Raw genomic sequence first — 24486 nt, 5'->3', positions numbered from 1 at the left:
ATGGATGTACTTTTAACACATGGCTATTTCATTGTAGAAGATGAAAAGGAGCAAGGTATTATGCGTCCATACCCTCCTTTAGGAATACTCTATCTTTCAAAGTTTTTAAAAGATAGAGCACTTGATGTAGGGTTGTTTGATACAACATTTTCAGATTTTGATACACTGCTTAGTGAAATAAAGGATAAACAACCCAATGCAGTGGCTATCTATACCAATCTCATGACAAAATTAAATGTCATTCGGTTAATGAAAGCAATTCGCAAAGAAGCTGTTTTAGAACAAACTAAAATTATTTTGGGAGGTCCAGACGTTACATATAATTACAAGAGGTACCTCAAAGCAGGAGCTGATTTTATTGTAATAGGAGAAGGGGAAGAAACACTATTTGAATTGGTAACAGCTATAAAAAGGAATGAACCATACCTAGAAATAGCAGGAATAGCGTATACAAATAAAGGTGCAGCTGTAAAAAATACAGCACGAGTTAAAATAAAAAATATTAACGAGTTACCATTTCCTGATCGAGAAGGAATAGACTTGAATGCCTACCTTGAGGTATGGAAAAAATACCATGGACAAAGTACCATATCGATATCCACACAAAGAGGATGTCCCTATACTTGCAAGTGGTGCAGTACAGCAGTTTATGGACAAAGTTATAGAAGACGATCTCCAGAATTAGTTGCCGATGAAGTCGCGTATTTAATTGAAACCTATAATCCTGATTCCTTATGGTTTGTTGATGATGTGTTTACAGTCAGCCATAAATGGATCGCTAGTTTGCATCAAGAGTTTTTAAAACGTGGGATTAAGATTTCTTTTGAATGTATTACACGTGCAGAACGCTTAACTGATGAAGTATTAAAGCAGTTAGCAGAAATGGGATGTAGTAAAATTTGGATAGGTGCAGAAAGTGGTTCCCAGCGCATTATTGATCAAATGGATCGGAGGGTAGATATTAATTTAGTTCGAGAGATGATGCTAAAAACCAAAGCCTATGGAATACAGTCAGGAACATTTATTATGGTAGGATATCCAACAGAAACACTAGAGGATATCTATACGACAACTCGTTATTTAAAGGCTGCTCAACCCGATAATTTTACCATAACAGTAGCCTACCCAATAGTTGGGACTGATTTATACAATGAAATAGAACAGGCTATTATCCATGAATTAGATTGGGAAACAACAACCGATAGAGATATTGAATTCAAACGGACTTATTCGCGGAAGTTTTATGATTATGCAGTACGTTATATCGTTAATGAGGTGAATGCTGAATTAAAAACAAAAAGTCCTACAGAAAAATTGAAGCATAAGGCAAAGGCTCAATTGGCGCATGTAGGCATGTTATTAAACAAATGAAAAAGAGGGAAATTATTTACTTAACACCTTTTGAAAATACTTTTGAAAGTAATTATTTAGCGGTAAGAGCAAAAGAAAATCGTGTGTATGCTGACGAAGTAGTAGCAATATTACCTGATGTTGCTACCGATCATTCTCAATATCTTGAATGGAAGTTAAGACAAAAAACAAGACAACGTTTTGTAAATTACTTAAAACAAAAGTCGTATAAGAATGTATTGGATATAGGTTGTGGAAATGGTTGGTTTACGAATATTATAGCCCAAAATATAGATGGAAAAATAATAGGGTTAGATATCAATAAAGAAGAACTAGAGCAGGGGAGAAGAGTGTTTTTAGATTCAAGGTTAACTTTTGCTTATGGAGATCTTTTTTATGCAGAGTTTGAAGAAAAGTTTGATTTAATTGTGCTCAATGCTGCTGTCCAATATTTTCCTGATTTAACATTGTTGTTTCAACGTTTGAAAAGCCTTTTAAGTGCTAGAGGAGAAATACATATTTTGGATAGCCCTTTTTATTCTACTTTAGAAGAAAGTCGAGCAGCACAACAAAGAACGGCAACTTATTACAAACAACTAGGTTTTCCAGAGATGGAAAAATATTATTATCATCATCAACTAGATGATTTAAATGGATGGGAGAGGTTATATGTTCCTCCAAAAAATATGCTACAAAAGATAATGAACAGAAAAGATTCTCCTTTTGGATGGTATACATGGAAAAGTGGAGAATAACAATAAAAAAAGAAAGCGTGTTTAACAAACACGCTTTCTTTTTAGGCTTTTTATAAAGCTCCTTTCATTATTTCTTCAACAACTTCAGGATTTAATAATGTAGAGGTATCACCTAAGTTACTAGTATCTTTACCAGCAATTTTTCGTAAAATTCGACGCATAATTTTACCAGAACGCGTTTTTGGTAGCCCTACAGTAAATTGAATTTTATCCAATTTTGCTATTGGTCCTATATGTTCTGTAATGATTTGATTAATCTCTTTGCGAAGATTTTCATGTTTACGTCCTTCACCAGTTTCTTTTAAGATTACATAACCGTATAAGGCATTCCCTTTGATATCATGTGGGAAACCAACAATGGCAGATTCTGCTACAGCAGGATGTTCATTCACTGCATCTTCGATAGGTGCTGTTCCTAAGTTATGTCCAGAAACGATGATAACATCATCTACACGACCTGTAATTCTATAATACCCAACTTCATCTCTTAGAGCTCCATCACCAGTAAAGTATTTATTTTCAAAAGCTGAGAAATAAGTTTCTTTATAACGTTGGTGATTTCCCCAAATTGTTCTTGCCATAGATGGCCACGGGAATTTTATACATAAACGACCATCTACTTGATTGCCTTTTATTTCACTTCCATTTTCATCCATTAGAGCAGGTTGGATTCCAGGTAACGGCAAAGTTGCATAAGTAGGTTTGGTTGGTGTAGCAAATGGGATAGGAGAAATCATTATCCCGCCAGTTTCAGTTTGCCACCAAGTATCAACAATAGGACTCTTCTTTTTTCCAACATTATCGTTATACCAGTGCCAAGCTTCTTCATTAATAGGTTCACCTACCGATCCTAAAACTTTTAAAGAAGATAAATCATATTTTTCAACGAAATCTAAGTTTTCTTTAGCTAAAGCTCTTATTGCAGTAGGAGCGGTGTAAAATTGGTTGACTTTATGTTTTTCAACAACTTCCCAAAACCTCCCAAAATCAGGATAACTAGGTACTCCCTCAAACATTAAAGTTGTCGCTCCATTTGCTAACGGACCATAAACAATATAACTATGTCCAGTAATCCATCCAATATCAGCAGTACACCAATAAACATCATCGTTGCGATATTGGAATACATTTTTAAAGGTAAAGGCTGTTCCAACCATATATCCAGCAGTAGTATGTACCATACCTTTAGGCATTCCTGTTGATCCAGATGTATAGAGAATAAATAAAGGGTCTTCTGCATTCATCGTTTCGGCTTCACATACAGTAGAAGCATCATCTAGTAAAGGTTGTAACCATTGATCTCTACCTTCTTGCATGGCAATATCCGAATGAATTCTTTTGGCCACTAAAACAGATTCAACAGTTGTACAATCGTTTAGCGCTTCGTCGACAATACCTTTTAAATCAATGGTTTTAGCACCACGATAAGAACCATCAGAAGTAATCACCATTTTACAAGAACTATCGTTGATTCTCGTAGCTAAGGCTGATGAAGAAAAACCAGCAAAAACGACGGAGTGTACAGCTCCAATTCTAGCACATGCTAATACCGAGATAGCAAGTTCTGGAATCATTGGTAAATAAATACAAACACGATCGCCTTTTTGTATTCCTTGAGCCTTTAAAACGTTAGCAAAAGCATTGACACGTTTCGAAAGTTCACCATAACTAATGTGTTCAGCAGCTTCTTTTGGATCGTTTGGCTCAAAAATAATAGCTGTTTTATTAGCATTAGTTAATAAATGACGGTCTATACAGTTTTCTGTAATATTTAATTGAGCTCCTTCAAACCATTTAATTTCAGGTTTTTCAAAATCCCAACTTAATACATGATCCCATTTCTTTCGCCAAACAAAATGTTCTTCAGCGATTTCTTCCCAAAACTTTTCAGGGTATCTAACGGATTTACGGTAAACGTTAAAATATTCTTCCAATCCTTTGATGTGGTAATTGCTCATAGTTATAGGTTTTAATTATACTTTCCAATTTTATTGTTATGATAAACTGATTCAATTTCATTAATAATATTGACATCATCAATAGTAGAGGGTGTCTTATAATCATTTGTATCAGCAATATTTCTTAATAGTTTTCTTAATATTTTTCCTGACCTTGTTTTCGGTAAGCGTTTGACAATTAGAACATCCTTAAAAGAGGCTACAGGTCCAATTTCTTGTCTTACTTTTAAGATAATCTCCTTTTTAATGTCTTCAATGTTTAGGTTAGAATTAGACTTTAGGACAATTAAGCCCATAGGTTTTTGGCCTTTTAAATCGCAAGAAATCCCAAATACAGCACATTCGGCAACAGCTTGGTGTGAAGCAACAATTTCTTCCATTTCTGCTGTAGATAAACGGTGTCCAGCTACATTGATAATGTCATCCACACGCCCAGTGATAAAAATATAGTCATCTTCATCTTTATAACCTCCATCACCTGAAAAATAGTAACCTTCAAATTGGTTCAGATAACCATTCTTAAATCGTTCTTTATTTCCCCAAATATTTAGCAAACATCCTGGTGGTAATGGAAGTTTGATCGCAACATATCCTTCTGTGTTTGGAGGTACAGTTTCCCCCTCATGATTCAAAATATCAATAGCATATCCCCAAACTGGAAGAGACGCAGAACCAGGTTTTACAGGTAATAGCTCTGTGCCAGCCATATTGGCGATCATTGGCCAGCCAGATTCTGTTTGCCACCAATGATCTATTACTGGTATCTTTAGTTGCTCTTCAGTCCATTTTAAAGTCGAAGCATCACAGCGTTCCCCAGCCAAAAACTGGTATTTAAGACTGCTTAAATCATATTTTTTTAGGAGTGTTCCTTTGGGATCTTCTTTTCTTATCGCTCTGATAGCTGTTGGTGCGGTAAACATTGTTTTTACTTTATGTTCACTAATCACTCTCCAAAATGTAGAAGCATCAGGAGTTTTGATAGGTTTTCCTTCAAATAGGATGGTGGTGTTACGATTCAACAATGGACCATAGACGATATAACTATGACCTACAACCCAACCAACATCACTAGCTGCCCAAAATACATCCCCTTCATTTACGCCATATATTTGTTTCATCGACATTTTTAGAGCTGTTGCATAACCTCCAGTATCTCTAATAATTCCTTTAGGTTTTCCAGTTGTCCCAGAAGTATATAAAATATAGAGTGGGTGAGTGGAAGGAACTGGAATGGCTTCAATTTCTTCAGCTGAATTAATTAATTTTTCATAATTGATGTCGTAAGTCTTTTGAGGGATTTTAACGCCTTGTTTACGGTCATAAATTATTACATTTTGAGGAGAATGGTTGGCAGTTGCTATAGCATCATCTACTATTGGTTTATAAGAAATAATTTTTTGAATTTCAATACCATTTGAAGCAGTTAAAATAACTTTAGGTTTGCAATCGTCAATTCTTATAGCCAACTCATGTGCTGCAAATCCACCAAATACAACTGAATGGATGACACCAATTCTTGCACAGGCCAACATTGAAACGATGGCTTCAGGAATCATAGGCATATAAATAATTGCAGTATCTCCTTTTTCCAACCCCAATGATTTTAAACCACTAGCTAGTTGACTTACTTGAGTTTTTAATGTATTAAAAGTGATGGCTTGTTGGACACCAGTAACAGGTGAGTCATAAATAATAGCATTTTGGTCTCCATAACCGTCAATGATGTGTTTATCAAGGCATAAATAGCTCATGTTTAGCAAGCCGTCCGTATACCATTGAGGATAGTTATCTTCATCGGTAGATAAGATGTTTGTTGGAGCTTTAAACCAATCAATGATGTTGGATTGATCTTTCCAAAACTGTTCTGGGTGCTGAATACTCTTGTTGTAGGTGTTTAAATAATTCATTTTCCTTTGTTTTTAAATAAACCAAACCAACTAGGGTTTAAAATTTTTAATTTAATTAAAACCCATATAATCAGAACAAAACTAACTCCTATTACCAGAGAATTAAGAGTGCTGATATTCGATTCATTTTCTAATTTAAACCTGAAGTATAAGGTAACTACAGCGTAAATTACAATGATAATATCGGATGTTAATGGGCCTAGTTTTAATTTCATATTGCTATTAATTCATTGATCTCAGTAATTACTTTTTTTACAGAAAAAGGTTTAGTGAGGTACTTGTCAGCGCCCAATTCTAGCCCTTTTTCTATATCAGAGTTTTTATTTTTTGCCGATAGAAATACCACTTTAGTATTTGCTAGAGCTTTATTGTTTTTAATCCATTTTATCGTTTGATAGCCATCTACATTAGGCATCATAATATCCAATACAACTACATCTGGAGCCGAATATTCCAAAATATCAATAGCCTCCTCTCCATCTCGTGCAATGAATACTTCATAACCTTGTTTCTTTAAAGAATATTCAAGCGCCATTACTATATTCGGTTCATCATCTACGATTAAAATTTTTTTTGTCATATATCGTCCTTTTTATTCAGTGCATTGGGATTTTAAAAACAAACATTGCTCCGTTTTTATGTTGTTTTTCTAACCAAATTTCACCTTTGTGAATGGCTATAATGTGTTTACATATTGCTAAGCCTAATCCACTACCTATAGGTTTTATAGTATTTTGATTTTTTGATTGATAAAATTTTTCAAAAATTGAATCCATATCTTCTTTAGGAACACCTTTTCCATTATCATCAATAATGAATTTTAAATGCTCTTGTTCTTCAATATATGAAATATTAATTTGTCCTTTATCTTTTTCACAAAACTTTATTGAATTTGTTATTAAATTCGTAATAACTTGTATAATTCGATCTTCATCATAATTAGCCAGTAAGGGGGCGGTTGTTTTTAAATGGATATTAATTCCTTTTTCTGAAGCGATAGAAGCAAAGCTATTGAGAACTTTTTTTAAAGTTGTATTAAAGTCATGTTCTGCTAACTGAATTGTTTCTCTTCCATTCGCTAGTTTTTCAAAATCAAGAATATTGTGAATTAATCTTGATAAACGCTCTGAGTCGTTTAAGACGTTTGTCAGAAATTGACGTTTTAACTCTTCAGGCATTTCTCCGTCATCTTCTTTTAAGAGTTCGATAGAAGCTCTAATTCCCGTTAAAGGTGTTTTTAATTCATGAGCTACAGTATCCAAGAATTCATCTTTTTGTTTGTCTTTAAGTAATAAGTCTTCATTGGCTTTTTGTAATTGTGCTGTAAGCTCAGTTAGTTCATCAGATTTAACTTTTAAGACTTTATTTTGAACAATATTCTCTTTTGATTCTTCCAGTATTTTTAATACTTCAATGAGACTAATTTCTTCTTCTTTTACAACACCAGAGATTAAAATTTTAGCTGAGGCATTTCCAATACTACCAGTTAAAAGCTTTTCGGAAAAGTTGATTAATCTGGCATCGGCCATTTGAGTATCTTTTGGAAGATCGTATTTGAGAAAAAATAGATTTAAAGCCCTTTCTGTTTTTTTTGTTCCTAAGAATTTAATTAATACATTTTTGATATCTTCTACATAAGCTTCTCCTTTCCAAACGAGTGCATTATCATCTAAAACAGTATATTTTTTATTTTCAACAAACATTTCAGCATAGTTTCGCTCTCTATAATTTCCTTTGAACAGCACAGATATTACCAAAAATGTAATGGTATTCAATGCTAAACTCCAGATAAAAGCATGTGAGGAAGGCGATAAAAAATCCAGACCAAATAAAGCAAAAGGTTTTAAAGAAGTAATGTTTAACAGACCATTTTCAATAAAACTTGATGCAGTGCCGTAGGCTAAGATTGAATTAGGAATAATCAGGGTATAGGCAGTTACGATTAAGCCTACAATAATTCCAACCGTAGCTCCAATTGATGAGCCTCTGTTCCAATATAATCCAAAGAAAAAAGAAGGGGCAAGTTGAGCAATAATAACAAAAGAAATTAACCCAATAGAGTAGAGGGAAAGTTGTTTAGAAAAGAGAATATAAAAACCGTATGCAGCGATAATAATTAAGAAGATCGCAATTCTCCGAATATTTTTGATAGAAGTCGCATTTCTTTCAGACTTTCCCTTTATAAAATAATCTAAAAAACCATAAGGAATAATAAGGTTATTACTCACCATTGTTGCTAGGGCCATTGTAGAAACAATAACCATAGATATTACCGCTGAAAAACCACCTAAAAAGACCATTAATGCTAAAAATATTTCACCATTATGGAACGGTAATAGTAGAGTGTAATAATCTGAGTTTACTGATGGGGCAAACGTTAGTAAACCTCCCCAAGCAATGAAGATTACAAAAACATTAAAAAGAAGTAGATACAATGGGAATAACCAAATAGCTTTTTTTAAATGTTTTTCTCTAGTATTTTCTATAACAGATACTTGAAACTGTCTTGGTAGTAAAAAAATAGCAATAAAAGAAAGTGCTATTGTAAAAAACCAATCAAAAGCTCCCTCAAAACCTCCAATAGAAGTTAACTGTTTAAAATTAGTATGATCTTTAATTCTAGAATAAATGTCCTCAGTACCATCAAATAAAAAATAGGTGACATAAATACCTACTATTAGAAAAAAGACCAATTTTAAAATTGATTCAAATGCTGTAGAGACAATAATCCCTTTATGTTTGACTGATGCATCTGTTTTTTGAGTACTATAAAAAGCGGCAAAAATGGCTAGTAATACTGCGATGTAAAAAGTTGCATCATCAACAATAGAGCTTTTGACATTGATCGTTTGGTTGGTCAGGATACTGTAGGATTCTGATAAAGCTTTTAGTTGTAAAGAAATATATGGTATGGTTGCAAATAAGCAAACAATAGTAATTAATGCGCCTAAAAAACGACTGTTACCATACCTTAAAGAGATAAAGTCGGCTAAAGAAGAGACTTTTTGTTGCTTTGAGATTCGAATGATTTTACGCATGACAACAATCCATAGTGGAAATGCAATCACAGGGCCCAAATAAATTGGTAAAAAGCCTACGCCAGAATTTGCAGCAACACCAACACTTCCATAATAGGTCCATGCAGAACAATAGACCGCTAGGGATAAAGTATAGGTGTAAGGATTGTTTACCCACTTAGAACGAGCGTTTTTCTCAGCTATAAATGCAATAAAAAACAAAAGAGCCAAATAGCAGACAATAACAATGATAAGGCTAATATTACTCATAATGTCTTTTTAAAACAACATAGGATATAATAATTGTTAAAGCCCAAAGCACGAATATCGAAAAATAAAATGTCGGTATACCAAAGACAGCCCCGTCTGAATCAAAAATCAATATCAAAGGCAGTCCTAGTAATGTTACTAGGACTACCGAAAGAATGATTAATTTTTGTTCGTGTCTTTTTTTCATATTATACGTATATCCAGTAGTTTTAGCTACTGGATATATATTGTTTGATTAATGATCAATTGCTTCTCCTGCACCACTTGGTACTCGGATATTTTCTACGATTTCTTTTACCTCTTTTGGAGGAGGAGGAGTTAGCCTTGATACGATTATAGAAACGACTATATTGACGATCATTGCTATGGTTCCAAATCCTTCTGGTGAGGTTCCAAACCACCATTCAGAAGCAGGTCTAGGGTCAAAAACTCCGATTAAACCAGTTTTATATCTGATCATATAAAAAAGCATTAAGCTTATTCCTACAACCATCCCCGCAATAGCCCCTTCCTTATTCATTCTTTTGTCAAAAATCCCTAATGTAATCGCTGGGAAAATTGATGCAGCTGCTAAACCAAATGCTAGTGCTACTACTGCTGCTACAAAACCAGGAGGGTAAATTCCAAATAATCCAGCAACAATTATAGCAACTAATATACTAATTCTTGCGGCCATTAACTCTCCTTTTTCTGAGATATTTGGTTTAATTTGTTTTTTAATTAAATCATGTGATATAGAAGTAGATATCACCAATAGTAATCCTGCAGCTGTAGATAATGCTGCTGCTAAACCACCTGCAGCAACTAGCGCAATAACCCAGTTAGGAAGATTGGCAATTTCAGGATTAGCTAACACCATAATGTCTCTATCAACATACAGTTCATTATTACTTTCGCTATTGGCATTAGAGATTACGCGTTCTCCATGTATCCCTCTTTTTTCTGTATATTCAGGTTTCTTTGAAGAAAGTGCTTTTCCATTTACGTATTGAATCTTACCATCGCCGTTTTTATCTGACCAAGCAATTAAACCGGTATCTTCCCATTTGGTAAACCATTCTGGCATTTCAGTATAATTTTTATCGCTTACAGTTTCGATTAGGTTTGTTCTAGCAAAAACAGAAACTGCTGGAGCAGAAGTATAAAGTATAGCGATAAAAAGCAAAGCTAAACCTGCTGATTTTCTTGCATCTTTTACCTTTGGTACTGTAAAAAAACGAACGATTACATGTGGTAACCCAGCTGTACCAACCATCAATGCCATCGTGATGGCAAAGACATCCCAAGTTGATTTAGAACCTTGTGTATATTCTTTAAAACCCAAGTCAGTATGTAAATTATCAAGTTTGTCTAGTAAAAAAGTACCGTCTTCTACTGTAGCACCCATTCCTAATTGAGGAATAGCATAACCGGTCATTTGCATGGAGATAAAGATGGCGGGAACCATAAATGCAAAAATTAAAACACAAAACTGAGCTACTTGGGTATAAGTAATACCTTTCATACCTCCCAAAAAAGCAAACACTAAAACGACCGTCATTCCAATGATGACTCCTACCGTTATATCTACTTGTAAGAACTGTGAAAAAACAATTCCTACACCACGCATTTGACCAGCTACATATGTAAAAGAAACTAATAGAGCACAAATAACAGCAACTGTTCGTGCAATGTTAGAGTAGTACCTGTCTCCAATAAAATCTGGGACAGTAAATTTTCCGAATTTTCGTAAATAAGGAGCAAGCAAAAGGGCCAGGAGGACGTATCCTCCAGTCCAGCCCATTAAATAGACTGAACCGTCATATCCAGCAAAAGATATAATCCCCGCCATAGAAATAAATGACGCTGCACTCATCCAATCTGCTGCCGTAGCCATCCCATTTGCCAAAGGCGATACACCCCCACCTGCTACGTAAAAATCTTTCGTTGAACCTGCTCTGGCCCAAATTGCTATTCCAAAATATAAGGAGAAAGTAACTCCTACTAATATCCATGTCCAAACTTGTATGCTCATAATGCTTATTTTTTTGTTGTTAAATAGATTTTTATTTATACCATAAATAAAAATTATAAATAGGGTTAATCATCGTATCCATATTTTTTATCTAGCTTATTCATTAGCCTTATGTAGACAAAAATGAGGATAACAAAGACATAGATGGAGCCTTGTTGGGCAAACCAGAAGCCTAATTTAAATCCACCTAGTTTTATAACATCTATACTTTCTTTAAAAAGAATTCCAAATCCAAATGATACTAAAAACCATACGAATAACAGTATTACTAGATATTTTAAGTTTTCTCGCCAGTATTCTCTTGCTCTTTTTTTCTCTACATCAATCATAGTGCTGTGTTTTTTATAAATAAATCATTGCTTGTAAGGTTACATTATTGGTTTGTATGACACCTTGTGTTGAACTTTTGTACTCTAATGATAGTTTAGAATTATGCCCACTCATATAGGCGTTGATTCCAATCCCAATATTGTTTAAATTGTCGGAAGAAGCCGTATAGCTATTGCTAGCAAAAGAAACATAAGGTTGAAACCTTGTTTTGGTTTTCTCACCGTTTAATAAATAACCAATATGGCCGTAAATCATTGCCCCTGTTCCATAAGCGCTATATAAATAATCACTTCCATAATCGTTTATTTGATACGTTGCGTAAGCAGAAAGTGCACCACCTTTCGATCCTATTGGAGCTTCATAAAAAGCATCAACAGCGATAAGGTTAATGTTTTGTCCTGCTATGTTTCCTATGGTATCGGTTGCTATAACAGAGCCATTAGGGTGTAGAAAAAATCCTGCACCTAGGTTGAATACTTTTTTACTGCCTAAATAAGTGCCGACTTTGAAAGGTAAAAAATTAGATTCTTGATCTAAGAATTGATATTCAAAGTAACCAGCATAAGCATATCCAGCTTTTTTAGAACCCAATAGCCTTTTCCCTCCGTATACAGCACCTTCTCCATAAGTTGGTGTTCTGGCGTCAAGTCCATTTGTTATCGCATCATTAATAGCAACTCTGTATTGAAGATTACCAATACTACCTTTCCCAAAAATACCCAAATGCCTTGCGAATTGATCGGTTAAACCTATGGTAGACCACGATTGACGATTGTTGTCCAATGTCATCATGTTTAATGTACTTTGGTTATTAAGTCTTGAAATACCATTAAAATAATGTAATCCGCCTCCTATAACATGATTTTTATTAAGGTTATATTGAGCCCAAACATCATGGAAAAACAGTTGAGAGCCAGAACCTTTTCCTGTTGGACTCAAGGTTCCGCTATTTAAACTGTTTAACCCAAAATGTGTGAGAATAAGAAAGTTCTTATTTATTTGTGAGAACATTAACATTCTCGCTCTTCTTAAATTTAAATTAACTGGAGAAGCAGTTGTTGGTAGATTGTCTTTGTAATTGGCTTGCACTTGTGCCCATGAAATAAATCTAAAATATTTAGATCCATCTTCATTTAATGGAACTTTAAGGCCGCCCGTATAATCAGGTGATCCTTGTGCAACACTTGTTGTTTGATGAATAAAAACAACACTTAATATTAGCAATATCCTTTTCATTAGAAAGATTTTTTAATAGGTTAAATCATCTGATAATCATGCTCTTAAGCACAACACTAATTTGAAAAGAATATTCTGTTTACAATAATTTAATATATATAACTGTTAATAATATATATATTTAGGTTTTGAATCGCTCCCATTTAATCACCATATACTTGTCTCCAAGCTCTGTTACAATAACTCCAGAACCTTTTATGTTTTCTGAGTTAGCAAAGTATATTCCTAGTTCTTTGCTGTTGAGAATTTTATAAGTTGGATGGTATTTATTATTATCAAGTCTTTTGATGTTATACTTTTTAACCCAGTTTAAAATGGTTACATGAGAGATCCCCAATATTCGCTCTATTTCACGATAAGTTAAACCTTCTAAATATAACTGTAGTGCCTTAGTGATATAGTATTCGTCAATTTTTTTACCTAACTTGTTTACGGTAAAATTATAGTTGCATGTTTTACATTTATAACGTTGTCTATTGTTGATTACACCGCTTTTCACAAAGTGAGTAGAATTACAGTTTGGGCAGTTATTTATCTTCATGTATATGAAATTAGCATAAATATATCAAATTAGCAAATTAATAAACTAATGATTCAAGTTTTCAATATGTTTTTAAATAACTTTGAACCAATAATTTAACTCTGTTTGTAAGTGCTTTCTCTTTTAGGGGGGATAACTAATTATGATTTGAGAATAACTTAGAGAGGTAAAAATGAGGTATTTAATAGGTGTTTTAGTATTTGTAGGATTATTTGACCAATCAAAGGTGATAAATATCGGTTGGGAAGATTTAGTTGTGACTGATATCATTGAAGAGTATGATGATGAATATAAAGGCATTATTGAGTCCCCTGTTTATACAAATAAACAATTAAGTTATCATGGTAAAACTGTTAAAATTAAAGGTGTTTTATTTTGTTTGCGCGAAAGTTACTTTGTAGCTAATGAAAATGTTTTCAATTATAAACCAATAATAGATCAAGTTATTGAGATAAAAAATTTTAAGAAAAAAATAGACACATGTTTACTTAATGAGCATGTGATTGTAACGGGTGTTTTTTTTATTAATAATAAAGATATAATTTACGATATCCCATACAATATGAAAGAGGTAGAAGTAAAAAAAATAGCAAGGTGATACTTTTCTATCAAAAGGTGCTTTTGCTGATATTAAATAGAGAAAGAGATTAGAAGTATTGATGTGACTTGTGCTGTTTTTATATTCTTTACAGCTGAGATAGATAGAAAAAGAATAATTAGTTTTATTAACTTATTGAAAACCCAAAATGATCAACCTATTTACACAAATACAAGCTATTTCTAAATTATCAGAAGAAGCCCAAAAAGCTTTAGAGGGAATTTCTACCAAAATAGATATTGCAAAAAATGAAGAGCTTCAAGCAATAGGAAATCGGTGTAAGACCATTTATTTTGTAAATAGGGGGCTGTTAAGAATCTTTTATCTAAAAGATGGAGTAGATGTTACAGAAAGTTTTGAATTAGAAAACAGTTTTGTAGCTCGCGCCGATAGCCTTTTTGATGCGCAACCCTCTAAGAAAGGGATACAAGCATTAGAGGATACAGAACTCATAGCGATTAATGCAGTAGCATTATTTAAATTGTATGAAGAGCATCGCGACCTTGAAAGGTTGTTTCGAATTATTATTGAGCAAGCTTATGTTCAGACAGTACAGCGCTTAGAATCTTTACAATTTTATACAGCTGAAGAGCGCTACCATAATTTAATAAAAAACAATGCTAACCTTATTCAAAGAATTCCTTTAAAGCATATCGCATCTTATCTGGGGATTACTCAAGTTAGTTTAAGTCGAATTAGAGCAAAAAATTATCCCTCCATTTAATTATTTAACATTTGTTAAAGGAAATAAGGTCAAGCCATAAGAACTTTGCAGGGTAAGGAATAAGGGGATGGCAGAAATTAAACTTGGGTTGAAAGAAAATTGGAAGCAATTTACATTATTAGTGATTGTCAATGCTTTTGTGGGAGGAATGGTAGGGTTAGAGCGGTCATTATTACCAGAAATTGCAGCGAAAGAATTTGGTTTAATTGTAAAAACTGCTATCCTTTCCTTTATTGTTGTCTTTGGAGTTACCAAAGCGATTACCAACTATTTTACAGGAGTGCTTGCGAATCGGTTTGGAAGGAAAAGGTTACTTATTTTGGGATGGTTATTTGCTATTCCAGTGCCTTTTGTTTTGATGTATGCTCAAAATTGGAACTGGATTATTTTGGCTAATGTTTTTTTGGGGATTAATCAAGGATTAGCATGGAGTAGTACAGTGGTAATGAAAATAGATTTAGTGGGGACTAAAGATCGAGGTTTTGCAATGGGGTTAAATGAATTTGCTGGGTATCTCTCTGTTGCAATTGTCGCTTTTTTTACAGGATGGATTGCCCATCATTATGGGTTACGCCCTTATCCTTTTTACCTAGGGATTACCTTAACTTTATTGGGGTTAATTTTTAGTGTTTTTTTTGTAAAAGATACCAAGGGACATGTTGCTAAAGAAACAAGTAGCAATGCAACTCCCCTTCTAAAAAATACTTTTTGGGATACAACGTGGCGTCATCCCAATTTAGGAGCAATATCACAAGCTGGTTTAATTAATAATTTAAATGATGGAATGGTATGGGGTGTTTTTCCTATCTTATTGGCTACAAAAGGATTTGATGTAGAAGCAATAGGAGTTATCACAGCAGTCTATCCAGGTGTTTGGGGGATAGGGCAGTTATTTACAGGGAAAATGGCTGATAAATATCCTAAAAAGCAATTGCTTTTTACAGGAATGTTACTTCAAGCTTTAGCTTTATTTTTGTTTATATATGCTAATAGTTATGCTCATTATATATTATTGTCGCTAATGTTAGGAGGGGGAACGGCTTTAGTTTATCCAACTTTTTTAGCGGCCATAGCCGAAAATACAAATCCAAAAGATCGAGCAAATAGTATTGGGGTTTTTAGATTGTGGAGAGATTTGGGATATGCAATAGGAGCAATATTAACAGGAGTTATTGCAGATGCCTTTAATCTAGAATATTCAATTGTATTTATTGCTGGGCTCACATTATTATCTGCTTTAGTCATTAAAATGAGGATGGAAAATAAAAAATGACTCCGTGCATGATCCATTTTCATATCCTCTAGATATTCTTATATTTGTACTTATCGAAAATTATTATCGTGGAGTGAGTTAATTTTAGCTTCATTAATTAAAAAACAAGATGAAAAAGATATTAGTAGCCAATAGAGGAGAGATAGCATTACGAGTAATGAGAAGTTGTCGTAAAATGGGGATTCAATCTGTCGCGATTTATTCAGAAGCAGATGCCAATGCTCCATTTGTAAAATATGCTGATGAAGCAGTTTGTGTTGGGCCACCACCAAGTAATGAAAGTTATTTATTGGGAGATAATATTATTCAAATATGTAAAGAATTAAATGTAGATGGAATTCATCCTGGCTATGGTTTTTTAAGTGAAAATGCGGAGTTTACAAGAAAAGTAACTGAGGCAGGAATCACATTTATTGGCCCATCTCCTGAGTCGATGGAAGTAATGGGAGATAAGTTATCGGCTAAGCAGGCTGTAAAAGCTTATGGAATACCAATGGTTCCTGGTTTAGATGAAGCCATTGAAGATATTGAAGCAGCTAAAAAGATTGCAGATGATATAGGTTATCCTATCTTAATTAAAGCTTCAGCTGGTGGAGGCGGAAAAGGGATGCGTATTGTAGACAATAGAGAAGAGTTTGAAGAGCAGATGAATTTAGCTGTAAGTGAAGCAGAAAAAGCATTTGGTAATGGAGCGGTATTTATTGAACGTTATGTAGGATCACCACGCCACATTGAAATTCAGGTTTTAGCAGATAAACATGGTAACACAGTGCATTTGTTTGAGAGAGAGTGTTCTATTCAAAGAAGACACCAAAAAGTGGTAGAGGAAGCACCGTCAGCGGTGTTAACACCTGAATTAAGAGCCGCAATGGGAGAATCTGCTTGTCAGGTAGCTAAAGCATGTAATTATGTTGGAGCTGGAACGGTAGAGTTTTTATATGAAAATGGAGAATATTTCTTTTTAGAAATGAATACCCGTTTACAAGTTGAGCACCCTGTAACAGAAATGATTACGGGAGTGGATTTAGTTGAAGAACAAATCAAAGTTGCTCGAGGTGAAAAATTAAGCTTTACACAGGAGGATTTAAAAATCAATGGGCATGCATTAGAAATTCGTGTGTATGCTGAAGATCCTAAAAATAATTTCTTGCCAGACATAGGTACATTAGAAGTCTATAAAAGGCCAACAGGTGAAGGGGTTAGAGTTGACGATGGGTTTGAAGAAGGTATGGAAATTCCAATCTATTATGACCCTATGATTGCTAAGTTGATCACCTATGCTCCAACAAGAGAAGAGGCCATTCGTAAAATGACTAAAGCAATAGAAGATTATGATATTGTTGGGATCGAAACGACCTTAGATTTCTGTAAATACGCAATCAACCATGAAGCGTTTACTTCTGGAAATTTTGATACTCATTTTGTAAAACACTATTTTCAATCCCCAGAAGTAATGGATAATTCAACTAAAGATGAAAAAGAAGTGGCAGCAATAATGGCCAATTATTTTGTTGATGCTAATGAGATTAAACCAGATTACTCTCCATCAAGTGAAGTGAAAGCTTGGGAGGTAAATCGTGTATAAATTCATGACTTTATTGAGTAAAATAAATCGATTACCTGTTTTTATTAGTTGTATAATATTAACAGGTTTTGGATACGCTCAATCGAAGACTGAAGCGAAGTGGAATTTTATTTTTGATGGCTATAATACCACCGATTTAGGGGATATGGCTGTTGATCCAAAAGGAAATGCTTACGTCGGGATTAATTACTCAATGGAGTTAACAGTTCCAGAGCTAAAAAAGAAGTTTACCTACGGAAGACATGTCTCTAGAGCAATTATCAAATTAGATAAAAAGGGTAAAGCCATTTGGGGACTAGATTTTGAAAGTGCTTACGATGGTCGAATTAATACCATGACAATCGCTCCTAATGGAGATCTGTTAGTTGCTGGTTTTTTTGATGGTGTGGGGACATTCCCTTCTATTAAAAAGAAAACAATTAAACTGGGCTTCCCTAAACCCAAAGGTAAGTTACACCAAACTCAATTTTTATTTTTAGCGAGGTACTCTCCTAAAGGAGATTGTATTTGGGCAAAAGCTTATCATGAAATCTTTGGGCAATCTGGAGATCTAGAGGTGAATAGTAAAGGAGAAATTTATTGGTCTTTTTATCATACAGGAACGCTAAAAGAAGGGGCGCATATTCTAGATTCTATAGCTGGACCCATGAATAAGAAAAATAGAATCTCCATTTATAAATTGGATAAAGCAGGGAAGCTCATTAAAAAGATTCCATTGCGATACCGAGAAAAGGAATGGGATTCCTCAAAGCCACCGCAAATTCATATTGATCATCAAGATAATGTATTACTATATGGCCCATTCAAAGGTTCCATAGGGTTTACTTCAAAGGATTCTTTAACAAATGATGGCTATTATGATTCACATGATGCTTATTTAGCAAAGTATACCTCAAAAGATTCGTTAGCGTGGCTAGTTCAATTTGGAGGAAGAAATCACCAACGTTTAAAAGCGGTGACAACTAATGAGAAAGGGAAAATATTTGTTACAGGTTCTTATTCCTATGAATGTTCTATATCTAAAGGAGTTTCACCAGTAAATAAAACAAAATTTAATCACACTTCAACCAATAGCTTTTTCTATTGTGCATTTATGCCTAATGGAGATACTGACTTTGCCAATTTTTATAAAAATAAAGACTATGGTAATGATTGTGAAGGAGTAGGTATCGCATTGGATCAAAAAGGAGTAACCTATATTTCTGGAACTTTTGATCGAACTTTGGATTTTAATAATCCGAATATAGATTCAATTACTTCAAAAGATCATACCAGTTTTTCAAGTGTATGGTTGGGAGATAGTTTAGTTTCAACTCAGAAAGATATTCAGTCAGATAAAAGTTGGTCTCTTATTCAGCATACCAGCATTCAAAACAACCAGTTGTATACAGCTGGGATTTATTATGGAAAAACTGAATTGATTACACCGTCTGGTAAAAAGTTTAAGTATTCTGCAAAGGATCATGGAAGAAGCACCTTTGTGTACGCTTCAAATTTGGCAACCATCAATGTAAATGTTGATCAGGAATGGTCAGATTCTCTAACTAATAATCATTTAGAGAACATAGAACCAATGTTATCGTGTACAGATCCATCTAAGGTAGATTCAACGACATGGCATCCTATAGAGAAAGATTCTGTAGCGACAATTAATGCTCCATGTGGAGTACATTTAGAAAATGTAAAAGCAATCTTATATCCAAATCCAACGCAACGTTTAACAACATTAAAAATTGGAGGGATAAAAGGGAAAATAGAAGTCAATATTATATCAGAAAGTGGACAATTACTATATTCGCAACAGGTTATTGATATTGAGAACCAACAACAACTAGATTTTGATCTAGGAAATTCAGCTCCAGGAGTATATTATTTCTTAGTCAAACAAGACAATTTTAAAAAGGTTTTACGTCTAGTTAAAACAAATTAAACTTATGTTAAAATCGATTTTATTAGTAGTAGCAATGTGTGTTTCTTTGGGAGTATTGGCTCAGGAAAAAGTATACAACACCTTTAATGCTACTCGTTTAGGAAACGGACATACCACTGAAACTTTGTGGAAAAAAGAGTTGGATCTTTTCTTTGGACATAAATTCGGAGACTATTCAAATGGGTTAAAAAATACATTCTATACAACTGATGTTTCGTTTGGTGCTGATTATGGGATTACTAATAACCTGTTAACAGGTTTTTCTATTAGTAAAGGAGCGGGGCCATATCGTGAGTTAGTCAACGGCTTTTTTAAATATAAATTGATGCAACAAGAAAAGGGAGGGAATCCAGTTAATGTTGCTTTATTAGCTAATGCTTCTTATTCAACAATGGAAGCTAGTTCAGACTCTACTTCTCCTGTTTCTTTTCAAAACAATGTTCATCGTTTAGCATATACATTTCAAGCCTTAATATCTAAAAAGTTGAATGATCGCTTTTCAGTACAGGTAGTACCAACGTTAATGCATCGAAATTATGTCGCTTTCGAAGATGTGAATACGATGGGGAGTATTGGTTTTGGAGCAAAATTGCAAATAAATAAAATATTGGCTTTGACTACCGAATATTACTTAAATCTGCCTAACTCAAGAAGTGTCTTAGGACAGACCTATTATGATCCATTAACAATTGGTTTAGAGTTCAATACTGGAGGGCACGTTTTCCGTATTCTATTTAGCAATTCACCTGGGTTTACAGAAAGTCAGTATTTACCTTATACCAATTCAACATGGGAAAATGGAGGTTTTCGCTTAGGTTTTGCTTTTGGACGATTGTTTAAAATGTAATAGAAAATGAGTGTTAAACAACCTTTTATCAGTCGATTAAAAGACTCTCTTTCGGGGTTGTTGACTAGCATTCTTTCTATGCTAATTGTGTTGCCAATTTTTGTTACCCTATACAAAGAGGTTCCCGTTATTAAAATTCCTATAGGAAATGGATTGAGAATAGATAATATTATCTTATTTGGAGGGCTATTTATTATCTTCTATATTATTATTCAAGCCTATTTTAAGGCTTCTTATATTTTATTGGGGGTTGGTTTTATAGGGTTGTCTGTTAGTAGTTGGTTAGGCTACTACGATTTTAATAACTTATATTATGATTATTCTTCATTTGTCTATAACCTAAAGGAACATGCTACACCATATCAGTTTGAGGAAAAGAAAAATACATTTAGTCGTGAGGCTTTGATTGTTTATGCTATAGATTATAACAGCCCTAAAACAAGAGAAGTGGCAGCAAATTGGGCAATAAAAAACTTTGATCCTTATAAAAAGATAATGCCTAGTTTAAAGATTAATCAAGCGTTGTCTATTTTTAAAGAAGTTCGTAATCGTTGGAATTATGTGTTTGATCCACATGGGGAAGATTTATATGTGAAAAGTAGCCAAACTTTACTATTACTTGATGAAGATGAAAAGCTGAAAGGGGATTGTGATGATTACAGTATTACAATGGCTGGATTAATTAAGGCTATAGGAGGAGAAGTGCAATTGGTTAGAACAATTATTACTAATCCAGATAGTACAATTACCGGACACCTTTATCCTGAAGTTAAAATAGGGAAGAAGAAAGATTTAGAAATTGTAGCGTATTTGATTAAAAATGAATTGTTTGAAGCCGAGTCTAAAAATAAACCAATATATTATTATCAAGATAAAGATGGTTTTATTTGGTTGAACTTTGATTATTTTGATACCTATCCAGGGGGTAAATATGCAAGTAATGTTCGAGTGAGTGTATTAAAAGTATAATTATGGCTGAACTTTTAAAAAATGTTTATAGTGTCTCTTTTTTTGATAAACTAACAAGTTCAATTGTTGAGGTCTTACCAGAATTTGATCGTGAAGGATTTTTGGAAAGTATTTTTAATAAAGAATGGAAAGAAAAAGAGTTAAAAGAACGAATGCGTCATGTTACGCTGACGTTAAACAAATACCTGACGAACGACTTCGAAAAAGATGTTGAGTTTTTATTGGAATTGATTCCTGTTCTGAAAGGTAATGGTTTTGGTTCAGACCATTTGGCATTTATATTTTTACCCGATTATATTGAAGTGTATGGAATAGATTATTATGATCGATCTGTTTCAGCAATGGAGGAAATTACACAGTTTATTACTTGCGAGTTTGCAGTTCGTCCTTTCTTTTTGAAATATTATCAACAGATGACCCAACAAATGCTTCAGTGGGCATTACATGAGAACTTGCATGTAAGAAGATTAGCGTCAGAAGGAATAAGGCCTAGGTTACCATGGGCAATGGCTGTACCTGTATTAAAGACAAAACCTGAACCTATTTTTCCAATACTAGAGCATTTAAAAGATGATTCTTCTGAATATGTTAGAAGGAGCGTAGCCAATAATTTAAATGATATTTCTAAAGATCATCCAGCTGAGGTGATTGCATTAATAAAAAGTTGGGATAAGGATACAAAAGAGCGTCAGAAATTGATTAAACATGCTGCAAGAACCTTGTTAAAACAAGGCAATCAAGAGGTAATGTCGTTGTTTGGTTTTGGAGCTGTGGATCAAATTCAAGTCGATAATTTAACGGTAAAAACACCATTAGTGAGCGTTGGTGAGTACCTAGAGTTTGAATTTGAAGTCATTAATAATAATCAATCACATTCGAAAATTAGATTGGAATATGCGATTTATTTTTTGAAAGCAAATGGTACTTGGTCTAAAAAAGTGTTCAAGATTAGTGAAAAGAATTATCCAGCTAATTCTAATACCATTGTCAATAAAAAACAATCTTTTAAACCCATTACAACGCGGAAGTATTATGAGGGAAAACATGAAGTTTCTGTAATTATTAATGGTGTAGAGTTTCAAAAATTAGCATTTCGATTAACAACCTAAGATCAGCAAAATAAAAGTAGTATATTGCATCTTTAATTGGTTGTTAATCAGTGTGTAGTCATGATGAAGAATTTATTGGTAATAATTTTTGCGATCGCCCCTTTTTATAGTTGGAGTATTAACTATTACTGTGATCCTGTTAATGGAAGTATGACGAATCCTGGGACACAAGCAGCTCCTTGGGGTTCATTAGAAGCAGTCTTTAATCAAGGAACAACATTTAATGGAGGAGATAAAATCATTTTGTTAAGCGGAAATCATGGATTTCCTAAAATTACAGGAGTGAATTCTTCAAATGTTGAAATTATATCGCATACAGGTCATAGTCCAATTATTGAACGTATACGTATAGGAAATACAGCACATGCTGCTTTTTGGCTCTTAAACGGTTTGATCATACAATCTGAAAATACGAGTCAGTATCCCATTAATCTTATTGATTTATATTCCAATACCAATAATATCACAGTTATAAACTGTACGATTACATCTAATCTTACAACCAATAACTGGACAAGAAATGATTGGAGGACCAAAGCAAATAACGGAGTATTTTCAAGAGGAACAGGACATAAATTTAATTACAATACCATTAAAAATATAGCTATTGGATTAACCATGAGTTCTTCTAACTCTCAATTTATTGGGAATACTGTTCAGTATTTTACAATAGATGGAGTAAGAGGATTAGGTGATGATTGTGCTTATATTGGGAATTCAATTTTGGATAATGTCTCTGTTTATTATTATAGCGAAAACCATTATGACGGTTTTCAATCTTACAGTTGTTGCCCAGTTGGGAATGCAATAGTAAATAATGTTGTAATTAAACAAAATACGATTATTAACTGTACCGATACTACCCGACAATTTAGAGGTTCAATGCAAGGAATAGGATGCTTTGATGGGATGTATAATAACTGGACCATTGAAAATAATGTTGTAATTGTAGATAATTGGCATGGAATAACTTTAACCGGAGCTACCAATTGTAGAATAGTGAATAATACCGTGATAGATCCTTATGACGTGAGTTATCAAGATCCTAATGACCCTCAACAATTTGGAAATGTAGGACCAGCATGGATAAAAATTACAGCTCATAAAACAGATGGAGGAATTTATAGTGGAACACCAAGTACCAATAATACCATTATGAATAACCTCGTTCCAACAATGGCAAATGATCAAAATATAGGAACAGTTACCAATAATATTCTGTTGGGGGCAAGTGCTAATTACAGTAACTTTTTTGTGAATCATAATGCCGCTGATTTACAGCTGATAGCTACTGCATCTGCAATTGATGCTGGAATTTCTACAGGAGCACCAGCAGTTGATATAGAAGGAACAAGTAGACCTCAAGGTAATGGTGTTGATGTAGGAGCATACGAGTATAGTGGATGTAACCTGAGTTTTGATATTTTTTCTAGTCAAGATACGATTTGTAAAGGAGATCTTGTAACATTAACCACAGATGCATTAACTGCTGCAAGTTGGAATAATGGGGTGGTAGATAATGTTGCTTTTTCACCATTAAGCACACAAACATATACCGCTACAGTAAACGATGGAAATTGTAGTCATTCCGAACAGGTGACTATTGTTGTGAATCCTATACCAGTAATTACAATTATTCAAAATGGTAATCAATTAGAAACCACGACCACTAATGGCACTATACAATGGAATTTAGATGGGAATAGTATTGTAGGGGCGAATGATTCTATTTATGAATATACAATAAATGGAAATTATACCGTAACATTTGTCGATCAAAATGGATGTGAAGGAACTTCAAATACCATCACAATTCAAGGTGTAGGTTTTGAAAAATCAAATGATAATGCAATACAATTGTACCCTAATCCCACTAATGCTATTGTAAATATAGAGAGCGCTGAAAGAATAGAGCGAATACAGTTATTCAATGTATCTGGAACTTTAGTTGCTGAGTACCACCAGTTGCAACCAAAAACGGTTCAGCTCCCTAAACAAAACGCAGGTGTATACTATCTGTTTATTACAACAGAAAAAGGAGTTACTTCTCAAAAAATCATATTCACCAAATAA

General features: G+C 33.7%; 19 protein-coding genes. 11 read left to right on the top strand and 8 right to left on the bottom strand.

Annotation, left to right across the window (positions count from 1 at the left end; genetic code table 11):
• Both N4A35_04365 and N4A35_04360 read left to right on the top strand, forming a co-directional pair.
• Window positions 1-1371: a B12-binding domain-containing radical SAM protein gene (locus N4A35_04365; GenBank protein MCT4580630.1), complete on the top strand. Its 1371-nt coding sequence runs from the start codon at window positions 1-3 to the stop codon at window positions 1369-1371.
• On the top strand, window positions 1368-2105 hold the full coding sequence (locus N4A35_04360) for a class I SAM-dependent methyltransferase (protein ID MCT4580629.1): 738 nt from the start codon (window positions 1368-1370) through the stop codon (window positions 2103-2105). Before N4A35_04365 ends, N4A35_04360 begins: the two co-directional genes overlap by 4 nt.
• A 50-nt stretch (window positions 2106-2155) precedes the next feature.
• Here N4A35_04360 and acs read toward each other — a convergent pair whose 3' ends face one another.
• The 8 genes from acs to N4A35_04320 all read right to left on the bottom strand — a co-directional run bounded on the left by acs (window position 2156) and on the right by N4A35_04320 (window position 13378).
• Entirely contained in the window at window positions 2156-4063 is a 1908-nt protein-coding gene (gene acs / locus N4A35_04355; GenBank protein ID MCT4580628.1) for an acetate--CoA ligase, read from the bottom strand.
• 11 nt (window positions 4064-4074) lie between these two features.
• Window positions 4075-5970, bottom strand: coding sequence for an acetate--CoA ligase (locus tag N4A35_04350; GenBank protein MCT4580627.1), 1896 nt, complete (start codon window positions 5968-5970; stop codon window positions 4075-4077).
• A 211-nt stretch (window positions 5971-6181) separates the two neighbouring features.
• On the bottom strand, window positions 6182-6550 hold the full coding sequence (locus tag N4A35_04345; GenBank protein ID MCT4580626.1) for a response regulator: 369 nt from the start codon (window positions 6548-6550) through the stop codon (window positions 6182-6184).
• A gap of 16 nt (window positions 6551-6566) precedes the next feature.
• Window positions 6567-9257 carry a sensor histidine kinase gene (locus N4A35_04340; GenBank protein ID MCT4580625.1) on the bottom strand — a complete coding sequence of 897 codons (2691 nt, stop codon included), beginning with the start codon at window positions 9255-9257 and terminating at the stop codon, window positions 6567-6569.
• A gap of 235 nt (window positions 9258-9492) precedes the next feature.
• Window positions 9493-11271 (bottom strand): cation acetate symporter, encoded by a 1779-nt coding sequence (locus tag N4A35_04335; GenBank protein ID MCT4580624.1) that lies wholly within the window; start codon window positions 11269-11271, stop codon window positions 9493-9495.
• A 65-nt stretch (window positions 11272-11336) separates the two neighbouring features.
• Entirely contained in the window at window positions 11337-11600 is a 264-nt protein-coding gene (locus N4A35_04330) for a DUF4212 domain-containing protein (GenBank protein MCT4580623.1), read from the bottom strand.
• 13 nt (window positions 11601-11613) lie between these two features.
• Window positions 11614-12837, bottom strand: coding sequence for a hypothetical protein (locus N4A35_04325; GenBank protein ID MCT4580622.1), 1224 nt, complete (start codon window positions 12835-12837; stop codon window positions 11614-11616).
• Between the two features lie 121 nt (window positions 12838-12958).
• Window positions 12959-13378 carry a helix-turn-helix domain-containing protein gene (locus tag N4A35_04320; protein MCT4580621.1) on the bottom strand — a complete coding sequence of 140 codons (420 nt, stop codon included), beginning with the start codon at window positions 13376-13378 and terminating at the stop codon, window positions 12959-12961.
• A gap of 172 nt (window positions 13379-13550) precedes the next feature.
• Here N4A35_04320 and N4A35_04315 point away from each other — a divergent pair, with 172 nt between their 5' ends.
• From N4A35_04315 to N4A35_04275, 9 genes are all read left to right on the top strand, one after another.
• Entirely contained in the window at window positions 13551-13976 is a 426-nt protein-coding gene (locus tag N4A35_04315; GenBank protein ID MCT4580620.1) for a hypothetical protein, read from the top strand.
• 148 nt (window positions 13977-14124) lie between these two features.
• Complete coding sequence (locus N4A35_04310; GenBank protein MCT4580619.1) at window positions 14125-14700, top strand: Crp/Fnr family transcriptional regulator; 576 nt, start codon at window positions 14125-14127, stop codon at window positions 14698-14700.
• A gap of 67 nt (window positions 14701-14767) precedes the next feature.
• The gene (locus N4A35_04305) at window positions 14768-15973 is read left to right on the top strand and encodes an MFS transporter (GenBank protein ID MCT4580618.1); all 1206 of its coding nucleotides are present in this window, start codon (window positions 14768-14770) and stop codon (window positions 15971-15973) included.
• Window positions 15974-16082: 109 nt separating this feature from the next.
• On the top strand, window positions 16083-17558 hold the full coding sequence (gene accC / locus N4A35_04300) for an acetyl-CoA carboxylase biotin carboxylase subunit (protein ID MCT4580617.1): 1476 nt from the start codon (window positions 16083-16085) through the stop codon (window positions 17556-17558).
• 13 nt (window positions 17559-17571) lie between these two features.
• On the top strand, window positions 17572-19488 hold the full coding sequence (locus tag N4A35_04295) for a T9SS type A sorting domain-containing protein (protein ID MCT4580616.1): 1917 nt from the start codon (window positions 17572-17574) through the stop codon (window positions 19486-19488).
• Window positions 19489-19492: 4 nt separating this feature from the next.
• Entirely contained in the window at window positions 19493-20335 is an 843-nt protein-coding gene (locus N4A35_04290) for a DUF5777 family beta-barrel protein (GenBank protein ID MCT4580615.1), read from the top strand.
• A gap of 6 nt (window positions 20336-20341) precedes the next feature.
• Window positions 20342-21304, top strand: coding sequence for a hypothetical protein (locus tag N4A35_04285; protein ID MCT4580614.1), 963 nt, complete (start codon window positions 20342-20344; stop codon window positions 21302-21304).
• A 2-nt stretch (window positions 21305-21306) separates the two neighbouring features.
• A complete protein-coding gene (locus N4A35_04280) occupies window positions 21307-22413 on the top strand; it encodes a DNA alkylation repair protein (GenBank protein MCT4580613.1) in 1107 nt (368 codons plus the stop codon).
• Window positions 22414-22473: 60 nt separating this feature from the next.
• A complete protein-coding gene (locus N4A35_04275; GenBank protein ID MCT4580612.1) occupies window positions 22474-24486 on the top strand; it encodes a T9SS type A sorting domain-containing protein in 2013 nt (670 codons plus the stop codon).

This window comes from Flavobacteriales bacterium, assembly GCA_025210295.1.
GTDB lineage: Bacteria > Bacteroidota > Bacteroidia > Flavobacteriales_D > Parvicellaceae > S010-51.
The sequence above is the reverse complement of the archived record's forward strand: the minus strand, read 5'-3'. Positions and strand labels throughout refer to the sequence as shown.